This is a genomic window from Bacteroides ovatus, from assembly GCF_001314995.1.
GTDB classification, from domain to species: domain Bacteria; phylum Bacteroidota; class Bacteroidia; order Bacteroidales; family Bacteroidaceae; genus Bacteroides; species Bacteroides ovatus.
The window spans coordinates 6011702-6037190 of sequence record NZ_CP012938.1; the positions used below are offsets into that span (position 1 = coordinate 6011702).

Genomic DNA, 25489 nt, shown 5'->3' on the forward strand with positions numbered 1-25489 from the left:
CGATATCTTATTTCTCCAACAATTCTTCTTTATTTTTCCAACAAATCCTTTAAGAAGTCGTCCAACTCCTTATCCAACCCTTTCAGCAATTCATCATTCACCAGTATGGTATCGTCGTCAATCAACAGCAATTCTGCTACGGTTTCTTTCTCTTCATCTACCAAAACGAAAGAATAAGGTTTTAGAATAGTCACTTTGTCGAAATCTCCGGCATCCTTCATTCTGCAAAGAATGTTGCGAAGAGAAGGTTCCACGTTTTCAAGGAAATCATCCCCTTCATAAGTAGCCCATTCTTCGATCATGATGTTTGCCAGTTCTTCATCATCATCGTTGTAAATATTAAGTTGTCCCGATGCCTGATCCGGTTGGAGATGGATATCGGTTACAACTGTTTGTTCACAGCTACATACATATTTAGCGACTGCCTTTTGGATAGCCGATTCGATAATAGATAATGATTGTTGGCTCAATTTCATGGGTTCCTTCTTTTTATAAGTTCAAAGGTATAAAAAAAATAAGATTTGATACACAATTTCCTTAAAAATCATCATTAAATCGGCTCATTTGCAATTTTAACTTGGGTAATTGAGCATTTCTCTCCTTTAGTTCAGCTAAATACAAAGTAGTAAGATAATAATTCGGCACATCATCAATGGTAGCTTGAGGGCTATCTGTGATGTTCTTTTTATCTATTTTTTTAGCTAGTTGTTGTGCCTTTTCTGCCCATTCTTCTGCTTTAGCCAAACTATCTTTCATTTCGTAGTAAACAGCAATGTTGAGAGCTGCCCGCATTTTTTTCTTTTGGTTCTTGGTACCTTCGAAAGCCTGACGCCAAAGTTCGTATGCGTCGTCCCATGAATTTTCGCGTACATAAATGGCAGCGTCACGCATAGGAACCGAACCACCAGTATAAAGATACCGTGTTCCTTTTTTCCAAATAGGGACAATATTTTTCACCGGAACCGTTCCCGCGAATGCTGCCGCTTCTTCCAGCATCTGCTTGTCGGGAATCATGCGAGTGGCGGCTTCTATGGCTGTACCTCCAAACTCCTCCCAAAAAATGCTATCATTAGGATGGAGCGTAGTCATCGGTCTGCTACGTTCGGGAAGATAAACTTTCACCGTGGGATAAACTTTCACGTCTACCGCTCCTTGAAAGCAGTTGAACTCATCCAGATAACGGACAGTCTTTGTTGCTTTGAGTTGCAGGTTTTCCAGTGCAATAATAAAGTCCACTCCCAGGTTAGAAGTCAGTTGACGCACTTCCTCCTGGCTCAATGTACTTTCGCGGGCCAGTTTATCATTGGCGCGTAAGGCAGAATCACAGATAACCACCTCATCGAAGTAGTTCTGCTGTGCTATTTCTTCTGCCAGTGATTCAGTGGCTGTCTTAGGATCTCCATTGGCATAAGCTGTTGCACGACTTATCAATGGTGTACCTTCTTTAATTTTTTCAGTCTCTGTTATCAGTTTATTATCCGGGGCGTCGCTGGTGTTATTCACAATAGCTACTTTCCGGAGTTGCGGAGGAAAGCTCAAGTCGGCAGGTTGCAGATAATCAATGGGGATCTGTTCCAGACTCTGACAGCTACCCAGAGTCAGCAGGAATAAAACGATGAAAACCAGTGAATAAGATTTTGCCATAGTTTTGTTCTATTTAGTAATTTGAACAAAAGTACAACTTTGGAAGAATAAAAGAAAGTCTCAAACAGTTTTTAACCGTTTGAGACTTTCTTTTATAAGTTGAATATAGAGAGACTATGCCATAAAGCACATTACCCTACAATTTCCAACCTTTAATTTTTAATTATTAATTAATCAAAGGTTCTTTCCGTGGCAGTTTTTATACTTTTTCCCGCTTCCGCATGGACAAGGATCGTTACGACCTACTGTCTTCTCTGCACGAATCGGTTCACGTTTCTGCTGTTCACGAGTATCCTGACTTGCAGCAGCCTGCTGGTTCGGATCACTCAAATTTTCTTTGTTTTCGCGATACTTGCTCATATCCTGGCGTTGTTCAGGAGCAGCCTGACGCACTTCTACACGGCGTGCAGCTGATTCATCCGGAGCTTCCTGTACAGGAATTTGTCCACGCATCAAAATAGATATAGTCTGGTTATTGATCTTGTTCACCATAGCGTCAAACAAAGTCACAGATTCCAGTTTATAAATCAATAGCGGGTCTTTCTGCTCGTAGCTTGCATTCTGTACGGAATGTTTCAGTTCGTCCAGTTCGCGCAAGTTTTCTTTCCATGCTTCGTCGATTACGTGGAGCAAGATTGATTTCTCGAACGACTTCACCACTTCTTTAGATTCCGATTCGTAAGCCGCTTTCAGGTTACAAGAGATATTATACATCCGTTTACCGTCTGTAATAGGAATCAGGATGTTTTCGTACATGTGTCCCTGGTTTTCATATACCTGTTTGATAACCGGGTTAGCGATCTGTGCCAGACGTTCAGTTTTGCGTTTGAAGTTATCCATCGCAATGTTGAAAGTCTTTTCGGCCAACTTTTCTTTTTTCTCGTTACGGAATTCTTCTTCAGTGAACGGAGTTTCCATTGCTAATGTCTGAAGCAGTTCCATTTGGCAGCCTTCATAATCATTGTTTTCGATAGCATTGGCACAACGGTCCCAGATCATGTTCACGATGTCCATACCGATACGTTCACCCATCAAAGCGTGGCGACGTTTGGTGTAAACCACTGTACGTTGCTTGTTCATTACGTCGTCATATTCCAACAGACGTTTACGAATACCGAAGTTGTTTTCTTCCACTTTCTTCTGTGCACGTTCGATGGAGTTGGAAATCATCTTGTGTTCGATCATTTCGCCTTCCTGGAAACCGAGCTTGTCCATTACACTGGCAATACGGTCAGAAGAGAACAGACGCATCAAATCGTCTTCCAGTGATACGAAGAATACAGAAGAACCCGGGTCACCCTGACGTCCTGCACGACCACGCAACTGGCGGTCTACACGACGGGATTCGTGACGTTCCGTACCGATAATTGCCAAACCGCCCGCAGCCTTCACTTCCGGACTTAACTTGATGTCGGTACCACGACCAGCCATATTGGTAGCAATGGTTACTGTTCCGCTTAAACCGGCGGTAGCAACGATGTCCGCTTCTTTCTGGTGCAGTTTGGCGTTCAATACCTTGTGCTCAATCTTACGCATGGTAAGCATCTTGCTCAACATTTCGGAGATTTCTACCGAAGTAGTACCCACCAATACCGGACGTCCTGCTTGAACCAATTTTTCGATTTCCTCGATAACAGCTTTATACTTTTCGCGTTTCGTCTTGTAAACGCGGTCGTTCATATCCTTTCTTGCAATCGGACGGTTGGTCGGGATCACGACTACGTCCAATTTGTAGATATCCCAAAGTTCGCCTGCTTCCGTTTCAGCAGTACCGGTCATACCGGACAGTTTGTGATACATACGGAAGTAGTTTTGCAAAGTAATTGTTGCAAAGGTCTGCGTAGCAGCTTCCACTTTCACACGTTCCTTGGCTTCGATAGCCTGGTGCAATCCGTCAGAGTAGCGGCGACCTTCCATGATACGGCCTGTCTGCTCGTCTACGATCTTCACCTGTCCGTCGATCACTACATATTCATCATCTTTCTCGAACATGGTGTAAGCCTTCAACAGCTGGTTGATGGTGTGTACACGTTCCGATTTGATGGCATAGTTTGTCAGAAGTTCATCTTTCTTTTCAAGCAGTTGTTCGTTGGTCAGATTCAGGTTTTCCAATTCCGAAAGTTGTCCGGCGATGTCCGGAAGCACGAATAATGTCGGGTCTTCAGAGTTACCGGTAATCAGGTCTACACCCTTATCTGTCAGGTCTACGCTATTCAGTTTTTCGTCAATTACGAAGTACAGCGGATCAGTCACTTCATGCATACGCTTGTTGTTCTGTTCCATGTAGATCTCTTCCGTCTTGAGCATACCTGCCTTGATACCCTGTTCACTAAGGAACTTAATCAAAGCCTTGTTTTTCGGCAATGCCTTGTGGCTGCGGTATAAAGCGAGGAATCCTTCTTCCACCTCTTTCTTATCGTTGGATGCGATCAGTTTTTTTGCTTCGGAAAGATATTTGGTAGCCAGTACCTTTTGTGCCTCTACCAGACGTTCCACTAGCGGACGGAGTTGCTCGAACAACTGGTCATCGCCTTTGGGTACAGGACCGGAGATAATCAACGGAGTACGTGCGTCGTCAATTAATACCGAGTCGACCTCATCGACGATGGCATAATTGTGCTGACGTTGTACAAGGTCTTTCGGGCTGATAGCCATGTTGTCACGCAGGTAGTCGAAACCGAATTCATTGTTTGTACCAAAAGTGATATCTGCCAGATATGCCTGACGACGTGCGTCGGAGTTCGGCTGATGACGGTCGATACAATCTACGCTCAAACCGTGGAACATATAAAGAGGACCCATCCATTCGGAGTCACGTTTGGCGAGGTAATCATTCACGGTAACTACGTGTACGCCGTTTCCGGTCAATGCGTTGAGGAATACCGGGAGTGTAGCTACCAATGTTTTACCTTCACCGGTTGCCATTTCCGCAATCTTACCTTTATGCAGAACGACACCACCAAAGAGCTGTACATCGTAGTGAACCATGTTCCACAATGTGTCGTTACCACCGGCTACCCAGTGATTCTGATAGATGGCCTTGTCGCCTTCGATGCGTACGAAATCTTTTGTAGCAGCCAGTTGACGGTCGAAGTCGGTAGCCGTTACGACGATTTCTTCATTTTCTGTAAAACGTTTGGCAGTAGCCTTTACGATAGAAAAAGCAACAGGCAGTACTTCGTCCAGTGCTTTTTCATATTTTTCCAGAATTTCTTTTTCTGTCTTATCGATTTGTGCGAAGACTTCTTCGCGGTCTTCCAGTTCGAGAGTTTCAATGCTTGCCTTCAACTCTTCCACCTTCGCACGTTCAGCAGTAGCCGATTCATGGATATATTTTTTGAGTTCTTCCGTTTTGGCACGGAGGGCGTCGTTGTCTAGTTTTTCAATCTCCGGGTAAGCAGCTTTGATCTTTTCCACCCAGGGCTTGATTTCTTTCATGTCTCGTGTGGATTTGTTTCCGAAAACCGAGCTTAAAAATTCATTAAATCCCATGTTATATTATTTAGTTTATTATTTATTTCAATTTCAACGCGGATTAACGCCGATTTACACAGATTAAAGGAAAGATTAAATTGGATTTTTTTTAATCCGCGTAAATCTGCGTTAATCCGCGTTGGGGAATCTTTATATCAAGAAACCTCCGCAAAGTTACATTAAAATGCTGATTTATTTATGTTTTGCTCCCTGTTTTTGTGAGTAAATTTTTACCGCAGGTCGGTAATAGGAGCAGAAGTACAGGCGTTGGGAGCCCGGATGCGCATAAAATGTGCCAGTGTAGGCGCAATATGGTCGATGGTTACAGGTGTCTGGATAATGGCCGGTTTCACGGAATGTCCCATGAAAATCAGCGGTGAGGGAATATAGGAATGACGTACCACCTTGTTGTCGCCGCCGTTCTCGTTGACGATAGTCCATCCGGGGAGGACGTCGATTACGAGGTCACCCGAACGTTTGCGGTGGTAGCCGTTACGTATTTTGTAGATTTCCGGAGTCCATGAACCCAGCAATAGCCGGTTAGCCGAATAGGCTTCGTTCACTCCGCTGAACTGCATCAGGAATTCTGCTGACTTTTGTTGGATCTCTGCCAGATTCAGTTCTTTCTTTTCCAATAACTTATGATTCAGATAAATCTGCTGGTTATGGTGAGCTTCCACATACTTTCCTTCGCCATACGTAGCCATCAGGTACATATTCAATAGAGCCGCACAACGGTTGAGGTAAAACTCTCCGCCGGGCACTTTGTACAATCCCGAATCAGGCGATTCGCTGTCTATATATCCGGTGGAAGTGACGAAAATAAGTACATTTTGTAGTCCTACTTTCTTATCAAGAACTTCGAGCAGGTCGGCAATGCTGCGGTCAAGACGCACGTAGGTGTCTTGTATTTCCATAGCACATTCCTGTACGGATTTGTGCGCATAGTTTCCAGCATAATAAGTGAGTGCCAATAAGTCAGTAATGTCATCCATGCCGATGGAGCTTTTGTTCAATGCTTCTTCGGCAAGCGCATTCACTTCATCATTCACAAAAGGGCTGGCGATGAAGCGGCGGTATTTATTACTGCGGTCATCATCAAATTTATATTTGAAGAGCATATCCCGCCAATCTGGCAGGAAAGTGTACATGCCCCGGGGAAATATGGGTTCCCATGTCATACCGGCAATACGGAAATCGATCGCTTGACGGTCGTTATATTGGCTTGCCCACCACGGAAACTCTCCATAATAGGTGGTTCCACTCCATTTTCCGGTGTTGGGATTGAGCCAGAAAGCAGCGTTTCCGGCATGTCCGGCTGCAAAAAGTGCGGCATCGCAATCAGGTGCAATGGCATATACGAGTCCTTTGCCTTGTGTCGCTATTTTCAGCTCGTCGGCAATGGTTGAAGTCAGTAGTTTGGTGGGGGCGACAGTCTGGTCGGTGTAATACCCCATAAATGCCGTGTCGTCTGTGCTGTTGACGGGGCGAAGGGTAGAGGCATCCATCCAGCGTTGAGAAATAATTCCGTTCATGGAAGGCGTCGTACCGCTATAAATAGCCGCTATGGCAGAAGCGCGGTCTATACCGCAGAAGGTATATTCGGCGTTATGGAACACTCTTCCCTCTTTCCAAAGACGTTTGAAGCCTTTCTCGCCGTAGAGTGACGAAAATGCTTCCAGATAGTCCGTACGTAATTGGTCAATCGTCAACCCTACCACTAATTTAGGGGCGGCAGGCAGTGACTGGGCTTGTAGCCCGGTGAAAGTCAGTACGGTGATGAGGGAAGTTAGTAGTCCTTTCATTATTTCTTTTTAGATGTCACAATCAGATTGCTCGCTGAACGTATCAGCAAAACGAGTGCCAAAGGTACAACAGCAAAGTCAAATCTTTGCGGAATTACAGGAAAAAGCACTATAAAAAGTGTTAAAACTGCCAGATTCAGGGTTAAATACCAACATTTCTTCCCTTTTCGGACACAATATATAATGTATGGCAAGAAAAGAAGTTGTCCCGGATGGAATACCAATAATAGGAAATTGGAGCTGACTGCCGGGTGTTGGGAGAAGAGCGCGAGAAATGCAAGGACACATCCCACAATACCTGCTATCCCAAAAAGGAAGAGGTCGATTCCCCATAATCCGGTTCTCCGGCGGATTCCATAGATGGTGGCGGCGGTTGTCAATATAAATAAGAGTAAGGTGCATTGAAGCGGAGTAGGCATCCAGCCGCTTTCATCCGGTTCGGGAGTGGCATCGACTACCAGCTCGTTGGCCGTTATGAGTGGACGCTGGATAGAATCGCTTTTAATTTGTGCACCGTCGAAAGCATCCATCAGGTAGAAAGGGGCAAACATCATCTGACGTTGTGTGATGGGCTGGTCGGCTTCACTTCCGATACAGAGATCAATGCCGAAACGTGCCCATGGATGTCCTTTGCAATACTGATGTACAATGTCGCGGAAAGTGAGGGAGCCATCCTGTGGTTCTGCGGGATAAATCACTTTTCCTGCAATGCTTTCTTCTATCTTGTCCCGGGGGCGGGTAGCACAATTGTCGTAAAAGAAATTGTAACGGTATACCCGGTTTTCCGGACGATAATTTTCTTGTAATAACCGGATTAGTTCTGTCTTTTCTTCATCGGTCAGATTCAGCGTTTGCTGCCATACGCTGCGTCCGAAAAATGCGTATTCAGCTGCAAAACGTTCATAATCCGTTGCTCCCAGTTGGTAGTCTGTTTCTCCGAGCGAGAAGCGGAAGATGAAGTTGGGAGTGTTGAAACTGAACAGTCCGTAGTTGAATACAATGTCAATCCCTTGTGAAGGATTTTCGTAACGGATGGCAGTGTGTCCGAATAGGGAATATATTTCCTCTCCGGGGGCACAAGTCAACAGGCTCAAACGGATGGAGTCGTTGTTGTTGGCAGATGCTTGTCCGGTGGGCAGAAGCAACAGGAAGAAGGAGAGGATGATGTATGAGAAAAACCGTTTCATTAGCTGGTTCGTTTTATTTCGGTGGCAAATATAGAAAGAATAGTTGGATTCGGGAAAACGGAGCCTCTATTTTATCAGAACAGAGGCTCTAATTGGGGTAAACAGAGGCTCTGTTTAGGTGAAATAGAGCCTCTGTTCGGGCGTCAAATCTTTGCGAAATACCGGACACCCTAGTGGACACCCCTGATGGTTGTGTAATGGGCTGTTACTTATGCGGTTATAACGCCTGGAAAAAAGAGGGCGGACACCCTAACGAGCATATATAAATAATAAATATTAATAATCTATATAAATATAGTTCGCTCAACACACTTTTTCTGTGTTCTGTGAATGGAAAAATAAAGATAATTCTCTCTCGATGCTTCAATTTCTCTTTTTTTGCCTTACCTTTGCGCTCGCTAAAGATGAAAATGCATTGAATTTAATTATCGACATAGGAAATACGATGGCAAAGGTGGCTCTCTTCAATGGCGGAGAGATGGTGGAGGTATTAACCGAATCCAATCAGTCGCTGGATTGTTTGAAAGCACTTTGTTCCAAGTATCCGGTTGAGCAGGGGATTGTGGCTACTGTCATAGATTTAAGCGAACGGATACTAGCCGATTTGGCAGCTTTGCCGTTCCCATTGTTGTGGCTCAATCATCAGACTCCGCTTCCGGTTGTCAATCTGTACGAAACTCCTGAAACATTGGGGTACGATCGTATGGCTGCCGCAGTTGGTGCTAATGAGCAATTCCCTCATCGGGATGTGTTGGTTATTGATGCCGGAACTTGCATCACTTATGAATTTATCGACTCAAAAGGTCAGTATCATGGTGGTAATATTTCTCCCGGTATGCAGATGCGTTTTAAAGCACTTCATCAGTTTACGGGGCGTTTGCCTCTGGTGGACACCAATGGGCGCAAACTCCCGATGGGACGGGACACCGAAACGGCTATACGTGCCGGAGTGATGAAAGGGATGGAATACGAAATTTCAGGTTATATTGAGTCTATGAAGCATAAATATCCTGAACTTTTGGTTTTTTTAACGGGCGGAGATGAATTTTCTTTTGATAGCAGCGTAAAAAGTATCATCTTTGCAGATAGATTTTTAGTGTTGAAAGGATTAAATAGAATTTTAAACTATAATAATGGTAGGATTTAAACACACACTTTGTGCGCTTTTGCTCACGATGGTTACCGGAATGGCAATCGCTCAAAATAATACAAACTCTCCTTATACACGATATGGCTATGGCGACTTGTCCGATCAGAGTTTCGGTAACAGCAAGGCGATGGGGGGAATTGCTTTTGGACTTCGGGATGGAGCACAGATCAATCCACTGAATCCTGCTTCGTATACAGCCATTGACTCATTGACATTCCTCTTTGAAGGAGGTGTCAGTCTGCAAAATATGAATATTAGCGGTAGCGGTGTGAAACTGAACGCTAAAAACTCCAGTTTTGACTATCTGGCTATGCAATTCCGTTTGCATCCGAGGATAGCGATGAGTATCGGATTATTGCCGTTCTCCAATGTGGGATATTCAGTGTCGGATAGCAAAGTTGATAATGGAGTCAGTCAAACCCGGAGTTTTACAGGAGATGGGGGATTGCATCAACTTTATGGTGGTATTGGTGTGAAAGTACTTAAGAATCTTTCTCTGGGTGTGAATGCTTCTTATTTTTGGGGAGATATAACACGGACGCGGACTATCATTTATCCCGCGACATCGGAGTCTTACTCTTATATACAGCAGATGGGGGTATCTATTTCAGACTATAAACTGGATTTTGGTACACAATATACATTGGATTTTAATAAGAAGCATTCAATGACAATCGGGGCTGTTTTTTCTCCGAAACATAAACTGAATAATGATTATACAGTAACGACACAGGTTAGTACGACTAATAGCAATAACTTGGATGCTACGTTGGAACTTCCTAATACTTTTGGCGTCGGATTTACATATAACTATGACAAACGCCTGACAGTCGGAGCGGATTATAGTCTGCAGCAGTGGTCAAAAACCAAGTTTGGCGTAAATACATCGGATGATGCTGTACGTGAGGATTTTAATGAAACATACACGTATTGCAACCGTCATAAAGTATCAGTGGGTGCGGAATACATTCCTAATTTGATGGGACGTTCCTATTTATCCCATATTAAATACCGTCTGGGAGCTTATTATACGACTCCGTATTATAAGATCGGCGGCAAAGAGGCTACCCGTGAATATGGCGTAACTGCCGGTTTCGGTCTGCCTGTGCCTCGTTCCCGTTCCATTCTTAGCATCAGCGGACAATTTGTCCGTATCAGTGGACAGGAATCGGCTTTTGTAAATGAAAACATCTTCCGCGTGAGCATCGGATTGACGTTCAACGAACGTTGGTTCTTCAAACGCAGAGTGGAGTAATGAGATGAATGTAAGAAAGAATAGACGACTATATAATAACAACTAAAATTTAGATACAATGAAAATTAAAACGCTTGTGGCTATGTTGCTCCTTTCGGCAGGAGCAACCACTGTGGTAGCACAGGATGCGTCTAACTGTAACTCGAACAGTAGTATCTCGCATGAAGCTGTGCGTGCTGGTAATTTTAAAGATGCGTATACTCCTTGGAAAGCTGTGTTGGAAAACTGTCCGACGCTTCGTTTCTATACCTTTACTGACGGATATAAGATTCTGAAAGGCTTGATGGGACAAATCAAGGATCGGAATAATGCAGATTATCAGAAATATTTTAATGAACTGATGAATACGCATGACTTGCGTATTAAATACACAGATGAGTTTCTAGCTAAAGGTACAAAAGTGTCTTCTGCTGACGAAGCTCTGGGTATCAAAGCAGTAGATTATATCGCTTTTGCTCCGAAGATTGATGTGAACCAGGCTTATCAATGGTTGAGTCAGTCTGTAAATGCAGTGAAAGGCGAATCGGCAGGTGCGACTATCTTCTATTTCCTGCAAATGTCTTTGGATAAACTGAAAACGGATCCGAATCATAAAGAACAGTTCATTCAGGACTATCTGGCTGCTTCTGAATATGTAGACGCTGCTATTGCTGCTGAAGCCAGCGAAGCAAAGAAGAAACCTTTACTGGGTATCAAGGATAACTTAGTGGCTTTGTTTGTAAACAGTGGAACAGCTGATTGCGAATCACTGCAAAACATCTATGGACCGAAAGTAGAAGCTAACCAGACTGACTTGGCTTACTTGAAGAAAGTTATCGACATCATGAAAATGATGAAATGTACTGAAAGCGAAGCTTATTTGCAAGCATCTTACTATGCTTACAAGATGGAACCGACAGCAGAAGCTGCTACCGGATGTGCTTATCAGGCATTTAAGAAAGGTGATATTGACGGTGCTGTGAAATTCTTTGACGAAGCAGTGAACCTGGAAACAGACAATGTGAAGAAAGCTGAAAAAGCATACGCTGCCGCAGCAGTATTGGCTTCTGCCAAAAAGCTGTCTCAAGCAAGAGCATATTGCCAGAAAGCAATTGGTTTTAACGAAAACTACGGTGCTCCATACATCCTGATTGCTAATCTTTATGCAATGAGTCCCAACTGGAGCGACGAACCTGCTTTGAACAAATGTACTTACTTTGCAGTGATTGACAAACTGCAACGTGCAAAACAAGTGGATCCGAGCGTAGCTGAAGAAGCTAACAAATTGATCGGTAGATATTCTGGTCATACTCCGCAAGCTAAAGACCTATTTATGTTAGGTTACAAGCAAGGCGACCGCATCACTATCGGCGGTTGGATAGGAGAGACTACAACGATTAGATAAATGTATGTTGCGAAAACGAAGAAACCGTTTATTGCATAAAAGCATGAGCATAACAATTACCTCCGGGGTGATTGTTATGCTTCTTTTATTATCTTCCTGTGGCGGAAAGAAGAAAGCTATGGGTGAGGCTATCACGGAACGTGATTCCCTTCCGATGATGACAACATTGGGAGTCACCACCCTTATCTCCGATTCCGGAGTGACACGCTACAGAGTGAATACGGAAGAATGGTCGGTGTACGACCGTAAGAAACCATCCTATTGGGCCTTTGAGAAGGGCGTATATCTGGAACAGTTCGACTCTATCTTTCATATAGAAGCCAGTATCAAAGCGGATACTGCCTACTATTATGACAAAGAAAGGCTTTGGAAGCTGATAGGGAACGTAGATATACAGAACCGGAAAGGAGAGCGTTTTAATACGGAACTGCTGTACTGGAACGAAGCTACCCAAAAGGTATATTCCGACAAGTTTATACGTATTCAACAACCGGACAGAATTATTACAGGGCATGGATTCGACTCGAACCAGCAAATGACCATATATACCATCCATAATATCGAAGGTATTTTCTATGTGGATGAGGAAGCAGGTGGTCCGCCCCAACCGGAAACAAAAGCGCTGCCGGATTCAGTGCGAAAAGATTCTGTGAAATAAACTATGAATATTTATATCTCTCTAATTATCACCATGGTCTTCTCCGCTTTCTTTTCAGGAGTGGAGATTGCCTTTGTGTCGGTAGACAAACTGCGTTTTGAGATGGAACGCAAGGGGGGAATTACGTCCCGCATCCTTTCTATCTTCTTCAAGAACCCGAATGAATTTATCTCTACCATGCTGGTGGGGAATAATATCGCACTAGTCATCTATGGTATTCTGATGGCACAGATTATTGGCGATAATCTGCTGGCGGGATTCATTGATAATCATTTTCTGATGGTGTTGGCGCAGACCGTTATTTCTACCCTTATTATTCTGGTGACCGGAGAGTTTCTGCCGAAAACAATCTTCAAAATCAATCCCAATCTGGTCTTGAATGTTTTTGCCATTCCACTGATTATTTGTTACGTCATTCTATATCCTATTTCTAAACTGGCTTCCGGTTTGTCTTGTTTATTCCTTCGTGTCTTTGGAATGAAGATTAACAAGGATGCATCCGACAGAGCGTTTGGAAAAGTCGACTTGGACTACTTCGTGCAAAGCAGTATTGATAATGCCGAGAATGAGGAGGAACTGGATACGGAAGTGAAAATCTTTCAGAATGCTTTGGATTTCTCGAACATAAAAATCCGCGACTGTATCGTTCCGCGTACCGAAGTGGTGGCTGTTGATCTGACAACTTCGCTGGACGAGTTGAAAAGCCGCTTCATCGAATCAGGAATTTCCAAGATCATTGTGTACGATGGAAATATCGACAATGTGGTGGGTTATATTCATTCGTCGGAAATGTTTCGTGCTCCGAAAAACTGGCATGAGAATGTGAAGCAAGTGCCGATTGTGCCCGAAACCATGTCCGCCAATAAACTGATGAAGCTCTTTATGCAGCAAAAGAAAACGATTGCCGTAGTGGTGGATGAGTTTGGCGGTACGTCCGGTATTGTATCTCTGGAAGATCTGGTAGAAGAAATATTTGGAGATATAGAAGATGAGCACGATAATACTTCCTATATTAGCAAGCAGATTGATGAACGCGAGTATGTGTTGTCCGCCCGCTTGGAGATAGAAAAAGTCAATGAGACGTTCGGACTCGATTTGCCCGAATCGGACGATTATCTGACGGTAGGAGGACTGATTCTGAACCAATATCAGAGTTTTCCGAAGCTGCATGAAGTGGTGCGGGTGGGACGTTATCAATTCAAGATAATTAAGGTCACAGCGACAAAAATAGAACTCGTGCGATTAAAAGTCTTGGAATAATGACGATAATCAAGAAATTTTTAGCCAATAAATAGATGCATATTAGCATTTTTTGTATCTTCGTGCGCTAAAACGACAAAAGAAAGAAATAATAATAAACATAAATCGTATTAATCAAAATGGCAACGTTACAAAACATTAGGTCGAAAGGACCTCTATTGGTGATTGTTATCGGCTTGGCGCTGTTTGCTTTCATTGCGGGTGACGCATGGAAGGTGATGCAGCCGCATCAGGCACATGACGTAGGTGAGGTGAACGGAGACGCTCTTTCCGCTCAAGAGTATCAGAATTTGGTAGAAGAATATACCGAAGTGGTGAAACTCATGCGTGGGGTGACCGCCTTGAATGACGAACAAACCAATCAGGTGCGCGATGAAGTATGGCGTTCCTACGTAAACAATAAACTGATCGAAAAAGAAGCAAAAGCACTGGGACTGACTGTTTCTGCTGCTGAAATCCAGGACATCCTGAAAGCAGGCGTTCATCCTTTGTTGAGACAAACTCCTTTCCAGAATCCGCAAACAGGAAACTTCGACAAGGATATGTTGAACAAGTTCCTCGTGGAATATGCCAAGATGAGCGAATCACAAATGCCGGCACAGTATGCTGAACAATACAATAACATGTATAAATACTGGTCTTTCATTCAGAAAACTCTGATCGAGAGCCGTCTGGCAGAAAAGTATCAGGCATTGGTGTCTAAAGCTCTTCTTTCCAATCCGGTGGAAGCACAGGACGCTTTCGATGCAAGAGTGAACCAGTACAACGTGTTGATGGCTGGTATTCCTTACTCTTCTGTAGTGGACTCTACAATCGTAGTGAAAGAATCGGAACTGAAAGACTTGTATAACAAGAAGAAAGAACAATTCAAACAATATCAGGAAACTCGTGACATCAAGTACATCGATGTACAAGTGACTGCAAGTGCTGAAGACAGAGCTGCTATCCAGAAAGAAGTGGACGAAGCTACTGAACAGTTGGCTACTACTACGGAAGATTATACTTCTTTCATCCGTTCGACTGGCTCGGAAGCTCCTTATGTAGACTTGTTCTATAACAAAACAGCTTTCCCGTCAGATGTAGTTGCCCGTTTGGACTCTGCTTCGGTAGGTACTATTTATGGTCCTTACTATAACGGTGCCGACAATACAATCAACTCTTTTAAAATTGTAGCTAAAGCTGCTGCTGCCGATTCTGTCGAATTCCGTCAGATTCAGGTATACGCAGAAGATGCTGTGAAGACAAAGACATTGGCTGATAGTATCTACAACGCGATCAAAGGTGGCGCTAACTTTGCTGATCTGGCAAAGAAATATGGTCAGACTGGTGATGCAAACTGGCTAACTTCTGCACAGTACGAAGGTGCACAGATAGACGGCGATAACCTGAAATTCATCTCTGCTATCAACAATACAGGTGTGAACGAATTGGTAAACTTGCCGATGGGACAAGCAAACGTAATTCTTCAGGTAACGAACAAGAAATCTGTAAAAGACAAATATAAAGTAGCTGTTATCAAACGTGAAGTAGAGTTCAGCAAAGAAACTTACAACCGCGCTTATAATGATTTCAGCCAGTTTATCGCAGCTAATCCGAGTGTAGAAAAGATGGTAGCTAACGCTGAAGAAGCCGGTTACAGATTGCTCGACAGAATGGATTTGAGCAGCTCTGAACACAATATCGGTGGTGTAAGAGGTACAAAAGAAGCGTTGAGATGGACATTTGATAAAGCAAAACCGGGTGATGTTTCCGGCTTGTACGAATGTGGCGAAAGCGATCACATGATGGTAGTAGGTCTGGTAGGCATTAAGCCGGAAGGATATCGTCCGTTGAAAGCAGTACAGGATCAGTTGAGAGCTGAAATCGTAAAAGATAAGAAAGCTGAAAAGATTATGGCTGACATGAAAGCTGCCAATGCAACTTCATTCAACCAGTACAAAGAGATGACTAATGCAGTTAGCGACTCTTTGAAGATGGTTACTTTTGCAGCTCCTGCATACGTATCAGCATTGCGCAGCAGCGAACCGCTGGTAGGTGCTTATGCTTCTGCAGCTGAAGTAAATCAGTTGAGCGCTCCTATCAAAGGTAATGCCGGAGTATTTGTATTGCAGGTATACGGCAAGGACAAACTGAACGAAACATTCGACGCAAAAGCAGAAGAAGCTACGCTGACTAACATGCACGCACGTTTTGCCAGCCGTCTGATGAATGATTTGTATCTGAAAGCAAACGTAAAAGATACACGCTTCTTGTTCTTCTAAACAAGTAGCAAGTAATAGATATTAGGCACGGATTACACGGATTTACGCGGTTTAAACTTATGAGGGAACCGCGAAACCCGTGTAATCCGTGCCTTTTTTGTGCTCGTTTTTTTTGTTTATGGTCTTTGTTATCTGATTAAATTTCCATATCTTGCCAATCTTTATCAATTGGCTTTGCGAAATACTTCATTAACTAATACGAATCTATATTATGACTAAACAACTAGCCCAGTATTCAGTTCCCGCTGAAAATTCACGTGTTATCCGTGTATTCCTTTCGTCAACGTTCAGAGACATGGAGATGGAACGTTCTGCATTAGTCAAACTCTTTAAGGGTTTGCAAGTGAAGGCTGCCAGCCGTGGTGCCACCATTTCATTGGTTGATTTGCGTTGGGGAATCACAGAAGAAGATGCGAAAAGCGGCAAGGTTGTTGAAATATGCCTGAAAGAGATCGTTAACTCCCGGCCTTTCTTCATAGGTATGGTAGGCGACCGCTATGGATGGTGTCCCAGTTATGAAGATTTATCTCAAACTCTCAATGACAGCTTGGAATATCGTTGGATAGAAGATGACTTGAATCACCATTTGAGTGTGACGGAAATTGAAATGCAGTTTGGTGTACTGCGCAATCCCAATCCGTTACATGCCTATTTTTATATAAAACAGTCGGCAGATGATGAACTGTCTTGCCCTGAAGAGGAGTCTCTTAAATTGAAACGTCTGAAAGAGAGTATTTTGCAACAGGATCGTTATCCTGTGCAAGAGTATGATTCGCCCGATCAGTTGTGTAACCTTGTGGAAGCTGCTTTCACGGAATTGCTTGAACGGGAGTTTCCTGACGTACTGACCGTTGAAGATAATCAAGCATTGCAAGAACAACTGACGCGCAATGAACTCTTATTCAATTATCACCCAATACCTGAAGCAGATCACGCGTTTGCTGATTTTTTGGCGGCGGATGAACAGCGGTGTCTGGTGGTAACGGGCGGTTGCGGTCTTGGCAAGAGTGCTTTGTTGGCTCATTGGAGCGATTTGGTGAACAATGATATGCCGATGATTCCTATCTATCATCGCTTGGATAGTACTACATTGTCTTCTTATCCGGAAACGTTGGCGAGAATGTTAGCTTCCAAATGCCAGAACGCACTCAAGCATCAATCTTTGGGTGAAGAAAATTTGTTCGCGGCGGAAGTCTCAAAAGAACTGGACTCGACCCAAAGCACTGCCAAATCCATCATGGACACCGTGAAAAACTCGGTTTTGATGGGAGATGCTGGCTTGAACACTTTTTCAGGAAACACACTTCGAAACCTCAAGGAGATTGAAGAAGATTTGAATTCTATCCAAAAGTTCAGTCAGTTGTGGAGTGTGTTGGGTGCATCAAGATACCCTATCATTCTGTTGATTGATGACATCAGTTATCTGAATCCGACTGAAGCATCCCTGTTTTCTTTATTTGCATCTATTCCCCCGAACGTGAAAGTCGTGTTGAGCTTTTCTGCGTCATCCACTGCCTACCTGCCCTTTGTTCAGAATGGCTACGCCCATTTCCAGTTGAATGGTTTTTCACAGGCGGATGCCAAGTCGTTCTCAAAGCAGTATTTGTCTACTTACTCCAAGGCTTTGTCCGCACAACAGGAAGATATTCTTGCTTCGTGGGTGCTGGCTAAACAACCGCGCTGTTTAAGTGTATTGCTCAACGAGCTGGTTTCGTTCGGTCAGTACGATGCTCTCAATGAATATATGAGTGGATATTGCCGGCTCAATGAGGTTGGGCAATTCTATGACAGTGTGTTACGGCGTTTGTCGGCTGATTATGGTTTCGAAGAGATTGGAAGAACGCTTCTGATGCTTTCACTTACTTTAGAAGGATTTACCGAAGATGAAGTGAAGAGCATGGCAGACATTAATCAGATACTTTGGTCGCAGTTGAGAGTGGAAATGAGCAGCTGGCTTACCAACAAAGGAGGACGATATTGCATTGGTGACACACAAATGGTAGAGGCAATCGAACGCTATTTCGCTCAAGATGACGAATGTATAGATGATAGTCGCCATGAAATTATTTCCGCTTTGCTGGATGAGGAAGAGATTCTTTCCCATCCGTTGACTTTTGCCGATTATAACTATCGCATGAAACAGTTCTGCTACCATGATTCGTATCGCTATAAAGTGGAGATTACCTATCAATGCTATAAGATGCAAGAATGGGATATATTGAAGGATTGGATTTGTGATGTGGAGATTTTCGAGATTCTGTATCGCACGAATCGTTCTCTGTTGGAAGATAGCTGGAAGGCGATCATGAACGACAATCCTGAAGTTACGCCTGAAGTCTATGCCGAATTGGACTTTGATGAGATCGATTCTTTTTTAATTCCTGTCATTGCTAATGATATGGCTACTTTCTTGAGCAGTTCTTTCCATCTGACGAAGGCGGCAGCTGCTGTGAGTGAGAAGAGTATGGAAGGTGCTGCCATGCCACTCATTGCCAAGTCGGTATTGAAGATGAATGAGGGATGCCGGTATGCCCGTAATGAAGAATACGAAACGGCATGCGACTGTTTCCTGAAAGCATTGGTGATGCAGGAAAACATTGTACCGACTCCGGAACTGGAGATTGCCAACACCTGCCGAAATCTAGCTCTGGCATATTACTACAATGAGCAATACAATGAAGCAGTGACCTATTTGAATAGGGCGCTTGATTATCATGCGGCTTCTGCTGACGAGAAGAGTCAGGCAGAAGTCATTGAACTTTCCGAATATCTGGCTTATTGTGATTACTATAAGGATGAGGAAGAGAGTGCTGCCGAGAAATTCCGGAAAGTAGCTGAAATGCACGAGTCGTTGAATGGCAGACTGTCTGGTGGAGTGGCTAAATGTTTGCGTATGCAGGGTAAATGTCTTTATTATATCAAACGATACGATGAAGCATGGATGCTGATGAATCAGGCGTTGGACATTGCTATACAGATAGACAGCAAAAAACAGATCGTCGCTTGTCATAAACAGTTGTATTATCTATGCAGGGAATTCAAGCGGATGATGAATGAACGTGGCGATGAGCAGGCGTCTACTTTATTCTTCCGTGAGTCTCTTCTGCATGAAATGTATTTCAGCGAAAAACCGCGTCTGGCGGAACTGACTGTCCGCTACGAGGCATTGAGATGTGATATTATGCAGCAGTATTACATGAATAAAGACTATGATAACGTGATTCGTATTGCAACGTCTTTGGATTTTCACGATGATACTGACCTTAATGCTTCCTGTCTGGTATATTATTACAAAGCACAGGCTTATGTGAAGTTGGAGAATTATCCAATGGCGAAAGAGGCTTTCTTCAGAGAGTTTGAACTGCGAAAGAAATATCTGGGATGGGAGGATGAAGATACGATTCTGGCTTGTCAGAACCTAGGGGTTTTGCACAGCTTTTGTAATGAACGGGAAGAGGCGCTGGCTTGTTTCCGTGAGGCGTACGGTCATGAAGTGAAAAAGAATGGCGAGGATTCTGAAATGGCGCAAAAGCTACTTCAATATATCAGCGTGGTTGAATCATAACGGAGGCATACTTCCCTTTTTTGTTAACTTTTACATTCCTGCTATACGGAAATCGACTTTATTTCCTTACATTTGCAGATATAAACTATCAATAGAAAGAAGAATGTCTAAATATCCCCTTTTAGGAATGACTCTTGTAGAGCTTCAATCATTGACAAAAAGACTGGGTATGCCCGGCTTTGCTGCCAAGCAGATTGCATCCTGGCTTTACGAAAAGAAGGTAGCCTCGATTGATGATATGACTAATTTGTCATTGAAACACCGGGAGTTGCTCAAGCAGAACTATGAGGTGGGAGCGGAAGCTCCGGTAGATGAAATGCGCTCTGTAGATGGTACGGTGAAGTATCTTTATAAAGTGGGTGAGAACCATTTTGTAGAGTCGGTTTATATACCGGATGATGACCGGGCAACATTGTGCGTGTCGTCACAAGTAGGTTGCAAGATGAACTGTAAGTTCTGTATGACCGGTAAACAGGGGTATACAGCTAACCTGACCGCCAGCCAGATCATAAACCAGATTCATTCGCTGCCGGAACGGGATAAACTGACTAATGTCGTAATGATGGGAATGGGCGAGCCGCTCGATAACCTGGATGAGGTATTGAAAGCATTGGAACTACTGACCGCTACCTACGGTTACGCATGGAGTCCGAAGCGTATCACGCTTTCTACTGTCGGGCTACGGAAAGGATTGCAGCGTTTTATCGAAGAAAATGACTGCCACCTTGCCATCAGCCTTCACTCTCCGCTGACCGTTCAGCGTGCTGAATTAATGCCGGCGGAAAAGGCGTTTTCAATCACCGAAATGGTGGAACTGTTAAAAAACTATGATTTTAGTAAACAACGTCGACTTTCGTTTGAATATATTGTTTTTAAAGGGCTCAATGATTCGCAGGTCTATGCCAAAGAGTTGCTGAAACTTCTTCGCGGGCTGGATTGCAGGGTGAATCTGATTCGTTTTCATGCCATACCGGGGGTAGACCTCGAGGGGGCGGATATGGATACGATGACCCGTTTTCGTGATAATCTGACGTCACACGGACTTTTCACCACTATCCGTTCATCCAGAGGCGAAGATATTTTTGCCGCTTGCGGTATGCTGTCGACAGCGAAACAGGAGAAAAATAATGAAAGTTAATATATAAAACCGAACATCATGAAAAAGTACTCTTTTATTTTATGCATCGCTTTGGTAGCCTTTGTCGTTGCATCTTGTGGTCTGAAAGGAAATCACACCTCTAGTGGTCGTGCTTACGAGCTTTTGGTTGTAGTAGATCACGGTGTTTGGGATCGTGCTGCCGGAAGGGCGTTGCATGATGCGCTCGATGCTGATATGCCCGGTTTGCCGCAGTCGGAACCTTCTTTCCGGATTATGTATACTTCACCGAAAGATTATGATTCTACGCTGAAGTTGATACGTAACATTATTATTGTAGATATACAGGATATATATACGAAAGCCTCGTTCAAATATGCGAAGGACGTGTATGCCAATCCGCAGATGATATTGACTATCCAGGCTCCGAACGAAGAAGAGTTCGAGAAGTTTGTGGAAGAGAACAAAAAGACGATTGTCGACTTCTTTACCCGTGCGGAAATGAACCGTCAGATTACGTTTCTAGAAGGGAAACACAGTAATTTCATTTCGCAGAAAGTGGACAGTTTGTTCGGATGCGACATCTGGGTGGATGCCGAACTGGCTAATTCAAAGACCGGGGATGATTTCTTCTGGGCTTCTACCAACACAGGTAGTGCTGACCGTAACTTTGTGATGTACTCTTATCCGTACACTGACAAGGATACGTTTACCAAAGAATATTTTGTGCACAAACGTGACTCCGTGATGAAAGCCAATATCCCCGGATTCAAGGAAGGCGTTTATATGTCGACCGATAGTTTGCTGACCGATGTCCGTCCGATCAATGTACAAAACAGCTACACAATGGAAGCACGTGGCCTGTGGCGTATGAAGGGCGACTTTATGGGTGGCCCGTATGTATCTCATACTCGTCTGGACGAGAAAAACCAACGAATTATAACAGCAGAAATATTTGTTTATTCACCTGATAAAATGAAACGCAACCTGGTACGCCAGATGGAAGCATCTCTGTATACACTGAAACTTCCGAATGAAGTTCAGCAGAATCAGATTCCATTGGGAGAAGCATCTAAGGAAGCGGAACAAACTAATAAATAAAAACATGGAAGATAACAAGATAAGGATAGGTATCACCCAAGGAGATATTAACGGGGTGGGCTATGAGGTGATTCTTAAGACATTTTCCGACCCTACGATGTTGGAACTATGTACTCCGATCATTTATGGCTCACCGAAAGTAGCGGCTTATCATCGCAAAGCGCTGGATATACAGACCAATTTCAGCATTGTCAACTCTGCTACCGAAGCGGGGTACAACCGTTTGAGCGTGGTGAACTGTACGGATGATGAGGTGAAAGTGGAATTTTCCAAACCCGACCCCGAAGCCGGTAAAGCTGCGCTGGGGGCTTTGGAACGTGCCATCGAAGAATATCGCGAAGGGCTGATAGACGTTATCGTAACAGCTCCGATCAACAAACATACGATTCAGTCGGAAGAGTTCTCCTTCCCCGGACATACGGAATATATCGAAGAACGTCTGGGCAATGGTGATAAGTCATTGATGATTTTGATGAAGAATGACTTCCGGGTGGCTTTGGTGACGACACATATCCCTGTCAGAGAGATCGCGACTACGATTACCAAAGAACTGATTCAGGAGAAACTGATGATATTCCATCGTTGCCTGAAACAGGATTTCGGTATCGGCGCTCCGCGTATTGCGGTGCTCTCTCTCAATCCTCATGCCGGAGACGGTGGTTTGTTGGGAATGGAAGAGCAGGAAGTGATTATCCCTGCCATGAAAGAAATGGAAGAGAAAGGAATCCTTTGCTACGGCCCTTATGCGGCCGACGGCTTTATGGGTTCAGGCAATTATACTCATTTTGACGGTATCCTGGCGATGTATCACGATCAGGGGCTGGCTCCGTTCAAGGCCTTGGCTATGGAAGACGGGGTGAACTATACGGCAGGCCTGCCGGTAGTACGTACTTCTCCGGCTCATGGAACGGCATACGATATTGCAGGCAAGGGATTGGCTTGTGAAGATTCTTTCCGTCAGGCAATCTATGTTGCCATCGATGTGTTCCGTAATCGTCAGCGGGAAAAAGTGGCTCGTGCCAATCCGTTGCGTAAACAGTATTACGAGAAACGTGACGATAGTGATAAACTGAAGCTGGATACAGTAGACGAAGATTAAAAACGAGTGATGACGAGAGCAGAGATACAACAAGTGAAACAACGTTTCGGTATTATAGGTAATACCGAAGCATTGTCGCGCGCCATAGATGTTGCCATTCAGGTAGCTCCTACCGATTTGTCTGTGCTGATTACCGGAGAAAGTGGAGTCGGAAAAGAAAGTTTTCCGCAGATTATTCATCAATATAGCCGGAGGAAGCATGGACAGTATATTGCTGTCAACTGTGGTGCTATTCCGGAGGGCACGATTGATTCCGAACTGTTCGGGCATGAGAAGGGTGCGTTTACCGGTGCGATTGGCGAACGGAAAGGGTATTTTGGCGAAGCCGACGGTGGTACTATTTTCCTTGATGAAGTAGGGGAGTTGCCGATGCCTACCCAGGCGCGTTTGCTCCGTGTGTTGGAGAGTGGCGAGTTTATAAAAGTAGGTTCGTCCAAAGTGCAAAAGACGGATGTTCGTATTGTGGCAGCTACCAATGTCAATCTGACACAAGCGATTGCAGAAGGACGTTTCCGTGAAGATTTATATTACCGGTTGAATACGGTGCCTATCCAAATACCGCCTTTGCGTGAACGTGGTGACGATGTACTTTTGTTGTTCCGTAAGTTTTCCGCAGACTTTGCAGAGAAATACCGGATGCCTGCTATCCAGTTGACGGAGGATGCGAAGAAAGAGTTATTGGCTTACCCGTGGCCCGGCAACGTTCGTCAGTTGAAGAACATCACCGAGCAAATATCTATCATTGAAACCAACAGGGAGATCTCTGCTGCTATCTTGCAGAATTATCTTCCTGCACAAAATACGCAACGTCTTCCCGCGCTGATGGGAACGCGTGAGAGTAAAGGCTTTGAGAGCGAACGGGAGATTCTTTATTCTGTTCTGTTCGATATGCGCCAGGAAGTGGCGGAGCTGAAGAAGATGGTGCACAACCTGATGGCGGAACGTGCCGGACAGGTGGGGCAGGTAGGGCAAATGGGAACGGTGGTTACTACTCCGGTAGTGACGGCACATCAACCTTCGGTACCTGCTATCATTCACACCATGCAGCCTACGGTTTGCAAGGATGACGATGACATACAAGACACGGAAGAATATGTAGAAGAATCTCCTTTGTCACTGGACGAAGTGGAGAAAGAAATGATACGCAAGGCACTTGAGAGGCATCATGGAAAGCGGAAGAGTGCGGCCAAGGACTTGAATATTTCCGAGCGTACACTTTATAGAAAAATAAAAGAATATGAATTGGATTAAGAAAATAATACGCCCTTTGCTACTGTTCGGCTTGCCGTTGGTAGTCATTGCGTGCACTGTTTCCTATAAGTTTAACGGATCGTCTATCAATTATGATAAGGTAAAGACCATTTCGATAGCCGACTTCCCGATCAAGTCGGAGTATGTATATGCTCCGTTGGCAACCAAATTCAATGAGGACCTGAAAGATATCTTCATCCGGCAGACCCGTCTGCAACTGCTCAAGCCGAGTCAAAATGCCGACTTGCAGATTGACGGAGAAATCACAGGGTACAATCAGTACAACCAGGCAGTATCTGCCGACGGTTATTCTTCGGAGACGAAGTTGACTATCACCGTCAATGTGCGTTTTGTCAACAACACCAATCATGCCGAAGACTTTGAACAACAGTTTTCTGCGTTCCGTACCTACGACTCTACCCAGTTGTTGACTGCCGTACAGGACGGATTGATTGCTGAAATGTCTAAAGAGATCACCGACCAAATTTTTAATGCAACTGTAGCAAACTGGTAATATAAATGACTTCTGTTAACTTTCAACAATGGATTCAGCATCCCGAGACGCTGAATAGGGATACTTTGTACGAACTGCGCAATCTTCTTGCGAGGTATCCGTATTTTCAGTCACTTCGTCTGTTGTATCTGAAGAATCTGTATATTCTCCATGATATTAGTTTCGGTGGAGAACTGCGGAAAGCAGTTCTTTACATTGCAGACAGACGGCAGTTGTTCCGGTTGATTGAAGGTGACCGCTATGATGTGCAGGCGCGGAAAAAGGGAGTACCTCTCACGGAGGTGCTGAAAGACGAACCGTCCGTAGACCGCACATTAGCATTGATCGACGCTTTCTTGTCCACAGTACCCGAAGAGGTGACTGCCCGGACCAGTTTCGACTATTCGATGGATTACACCTCTTTCCTTTTGGAGGAGACTCCGGCCACGGAACAGCCGGCTGAAGAAACGCCCAAACTCAAAGGCTTCGAACTGATTGACGATTTTATAGAAAAGAGCGAGAGCGACTCTCCCCTCTGCATGAAACCTTTAAGAGAAGAAATGCCATCTTCGCCAACCTCTTCGGACGAACTTACCGAAGAAGAAACGATAAAGGAAGAAGAGGAAGATGACAGCTGTTTTACGGAAACTTTGGCAAAAATCTATGTTAAACAGCAACGATATTCAAAAGCTCTTGAAATAATTAAAAAATTAAGCTTGAAATATCCAAAAAAAAATGCTTACTTTGCAGACCAAATCAGATTTTTGGAGAAATTGATTATTAACGCTAATTCAAAATAACTAAAA

18 protein-coding genes are annotated in these 25489 nt (G+C 44.0%); 13 read left to right on the top strand and 5 right to left on the bottom strand.

What is annotated here, in order from left to right; genetic code table 11:
- Window positions 1–29 precede the first annotated feature (29 nt).
- The 5 genes from Bovatus_RS22585 to lnb form a co-directional block, all read right to left on the bottom strand.
- Window positions 30–476, bottom strand: coding sequence for a hypothetical protein (locus Bovatus_RS22585; RefSeq protein ID WP_004301870.1), 447 nt, complete (start codon window positions 474–476; stop codon window positions 30–32).
- 61 nt (window positions 477–537) lie between these two features.
- A complete protein-coding gene (locus Bovatus_RS22590) occupies window positions 538–1644 on the bottom strand; it encodes a DUF6340 family protein (protein WP_004301871.1) in 1107 nt (368 codons plus the stop codon).
- Between the two features lie 174 nt (window positions 1645–1818).
- Window positions 1819–5136 (bottom strand): preprotein translocase subunit SecA, encoded by a 3318-nt coding sequence (gene secA, locus Bovatus_RS22595; protein WP_004301872.1) that lies wholly within the window; start codon window positions 5134–5136, stop codon window positions 1819–1821.
- A 212-nt stretch (window positions 5137–5348) separates the two neighbouring features.
- Complete coding sequence (locus Bovatus_RS22600) at window positions 5349–6923, bottom strand: alkaline phosphatase family protein (RefSeq protein WP_004301873.1); 1575 nt, start codon at window positions 6921–6923, stop codon at window positions 5349–5351.
- Window positions 6923–8110, bottom strand: a complete 1188-nt coding sequence (gene lnb, locus Bovatus_RS22605; protein ID WP_004301874.1) for a lipoprotein N-acyltransferase Lnb — start codon at window positions 8108–8110, stop codon at window positions 6923–6925. Before lnb ends, Bovatus_RS22600 begins: the two co-directional genes overlap by 1 nt.
- Before the next feature lie 358 nt (window positions 8111–8468).
- On the opposite strand from lnb, the gene Bovatus_RS22610 reads away from it, so the two are divergent.
- The 13 genes from Bovatus_RS22610 (at window position 8469) to Bovatus_RS22670 (ending at window position 25483) form a co-directional block, all read left to right on the top strand.
- Window positions 8469–9257, top strand: a complete 789-nt coding sequence (locus Bovatus_RS22610) for a type III pantothenate kinase (RefSeq protein ID WP_004301876.1) — start codon at window positions 8469–8471, stop codon at window positions 9255–9257.
- On the top strand, window positions 9244–10515 hold the full coding sequence (locus Bovatus_RS22615) for an OmpP1/FadL family transporter (protein ID WP_004301877.1): 1272 nt from the start codon (window positions 9244–9246) through the stop codon (window positions 10513–10515). Before Bovatus_RS22610 ends, Bovatus_RS22615 begins: the two co-directional genes overlap by 14 nt.
- Window positions 10516–10573: 58 nt before the next feature.
- Window positions 10574–11899: a hypothetical protein gene (locus tag Bovatus_RS22620; protein ID WP_004301878.1), complete on the top strand. Its 1326-nt coding sequence runs from the start codon at window positions 10574–10576 to the stop codon at window positions 11897–11899.
- A gap of 43 nt (window positions 11900–11942) precedes the next feature.
- Window positions 11943–12557: an LPS export ABC transporter periplasmic protein LptC gene (lptC, locus tag Bovatus_RS22625; RefSeq protein ID WP_004301879.1), complete on the top strand. Its 615-nt coding sequence runs from the start codon at window positions 11943–11945 to the stop codon at window positions 12555–12557.
- 3 nt (window positions 12558–12560) lie between these two features.
- Window positions 12561–13817 (top strand): hemolysin family protein, encoded by a 1257-nt coding sequence (locus Bovatus_RS22630; protein WP_004301880.1) that lies wholly within the window; start codon window positions 12561–12563, stop codon window positions 13815–13817.
- 119 nt (window positions 13818–13936) lie between these two features.
- Window positions 13937–16078: a peptidylprolyl isomerase gene (locus Bovatus_RS22635; RefSeq protein ID WP_004301881.1), complete on the top strand. Its 2142-nt coding sequence runs from the start codon at window positions 13937–13939 to the stop codon at window positions 16076–16078.
- Window positions 16079–16289: 211 nt separating this feature from the next.
- Window positions 16290–19643, top strand: a complete 3354-nt coding sequence (locus Bovatus_RS22640) for a DUF4062 domain-containing protein (protein WP_004301883.1) — start codon at window positions 16290–16292, stop codon at window positions 19641–19643.
- Between the two features lie 103 nt (window positions 19644–19746).
- Window positions 19747–20781, top strand: a complete 1035-nt coding sequence (gene rlmN, locus Bovatus_RS22645; RefSeq protein WP_004301884.1) for a dual-specificity RNA methyltransferase RlmN — start codon at window positions 19747–19749, stop codon at window positions 20779–20781.
- An 18-nt stretch (window positions 20782–20799) separates the two neighbouring features.
- Window positions 20800–21840, top strand: a complete 1041-nt coding sequence (locus Bovatus_RS22650) for a DUF4837 family protein (RefSeq protein WP_004301885.1) — start codon at window positions 20800–20802, stop codon at window positions 21838–21840.
- A 4-nt stretch (window positions 21841–21844) separates the two neighbouring features.
- Window positions 21845–22939, top strand: coding sequence for a 4-hydroxythreonine-4-phosphate dehydrogenase PdxA (gene pdxA / locus Bovatus_RS22655; RefSeq protein ID WP_004301886.1), 1095 nt, complete (start codon window positions 21845–21847; stop codon window positions 22937–22939).
- Window positions 22940–22948: 9 nt separating this feature from the next.
- The gene (locus Bovatus_RS22660; protein WP_004301887.1) at window positions 22949–24190 is read left to right on the top strand and encodes a sigma-54 interaction domain-containing protein; all 1242 of its coding nucleotides are present in this window, start codon (window positions 22949–22951) and stop codon (window positions 24188–24190) included.
- Entirely contained in the window at window positions 24177–24704 is a 528-nt protein-coding gene (lptE, locus tag Bovatus_RS22665; protein ID WP_004301888.1) for an LPS assembly lipoprotein LptE, read from the top strand. Before Bovatus_RS22660 ends, lptE begins: the two co-directional genes overlap by 14 nt.
- 5 nt (window positions 24705–24709) lie before the next feature.
- On the top strand, window positions 24710–25483 hold the full coding sequence (locus tag Bovatus_RS22670) for a hypothetical protein (RefSeq protein ID WP_004301889.1): 774 nt from the start codon (window positions 24710–24712) through the stop codon (window positions 25481–25483).
- Window positions 25484–25489: the final 6 nt, after the last annotated feature.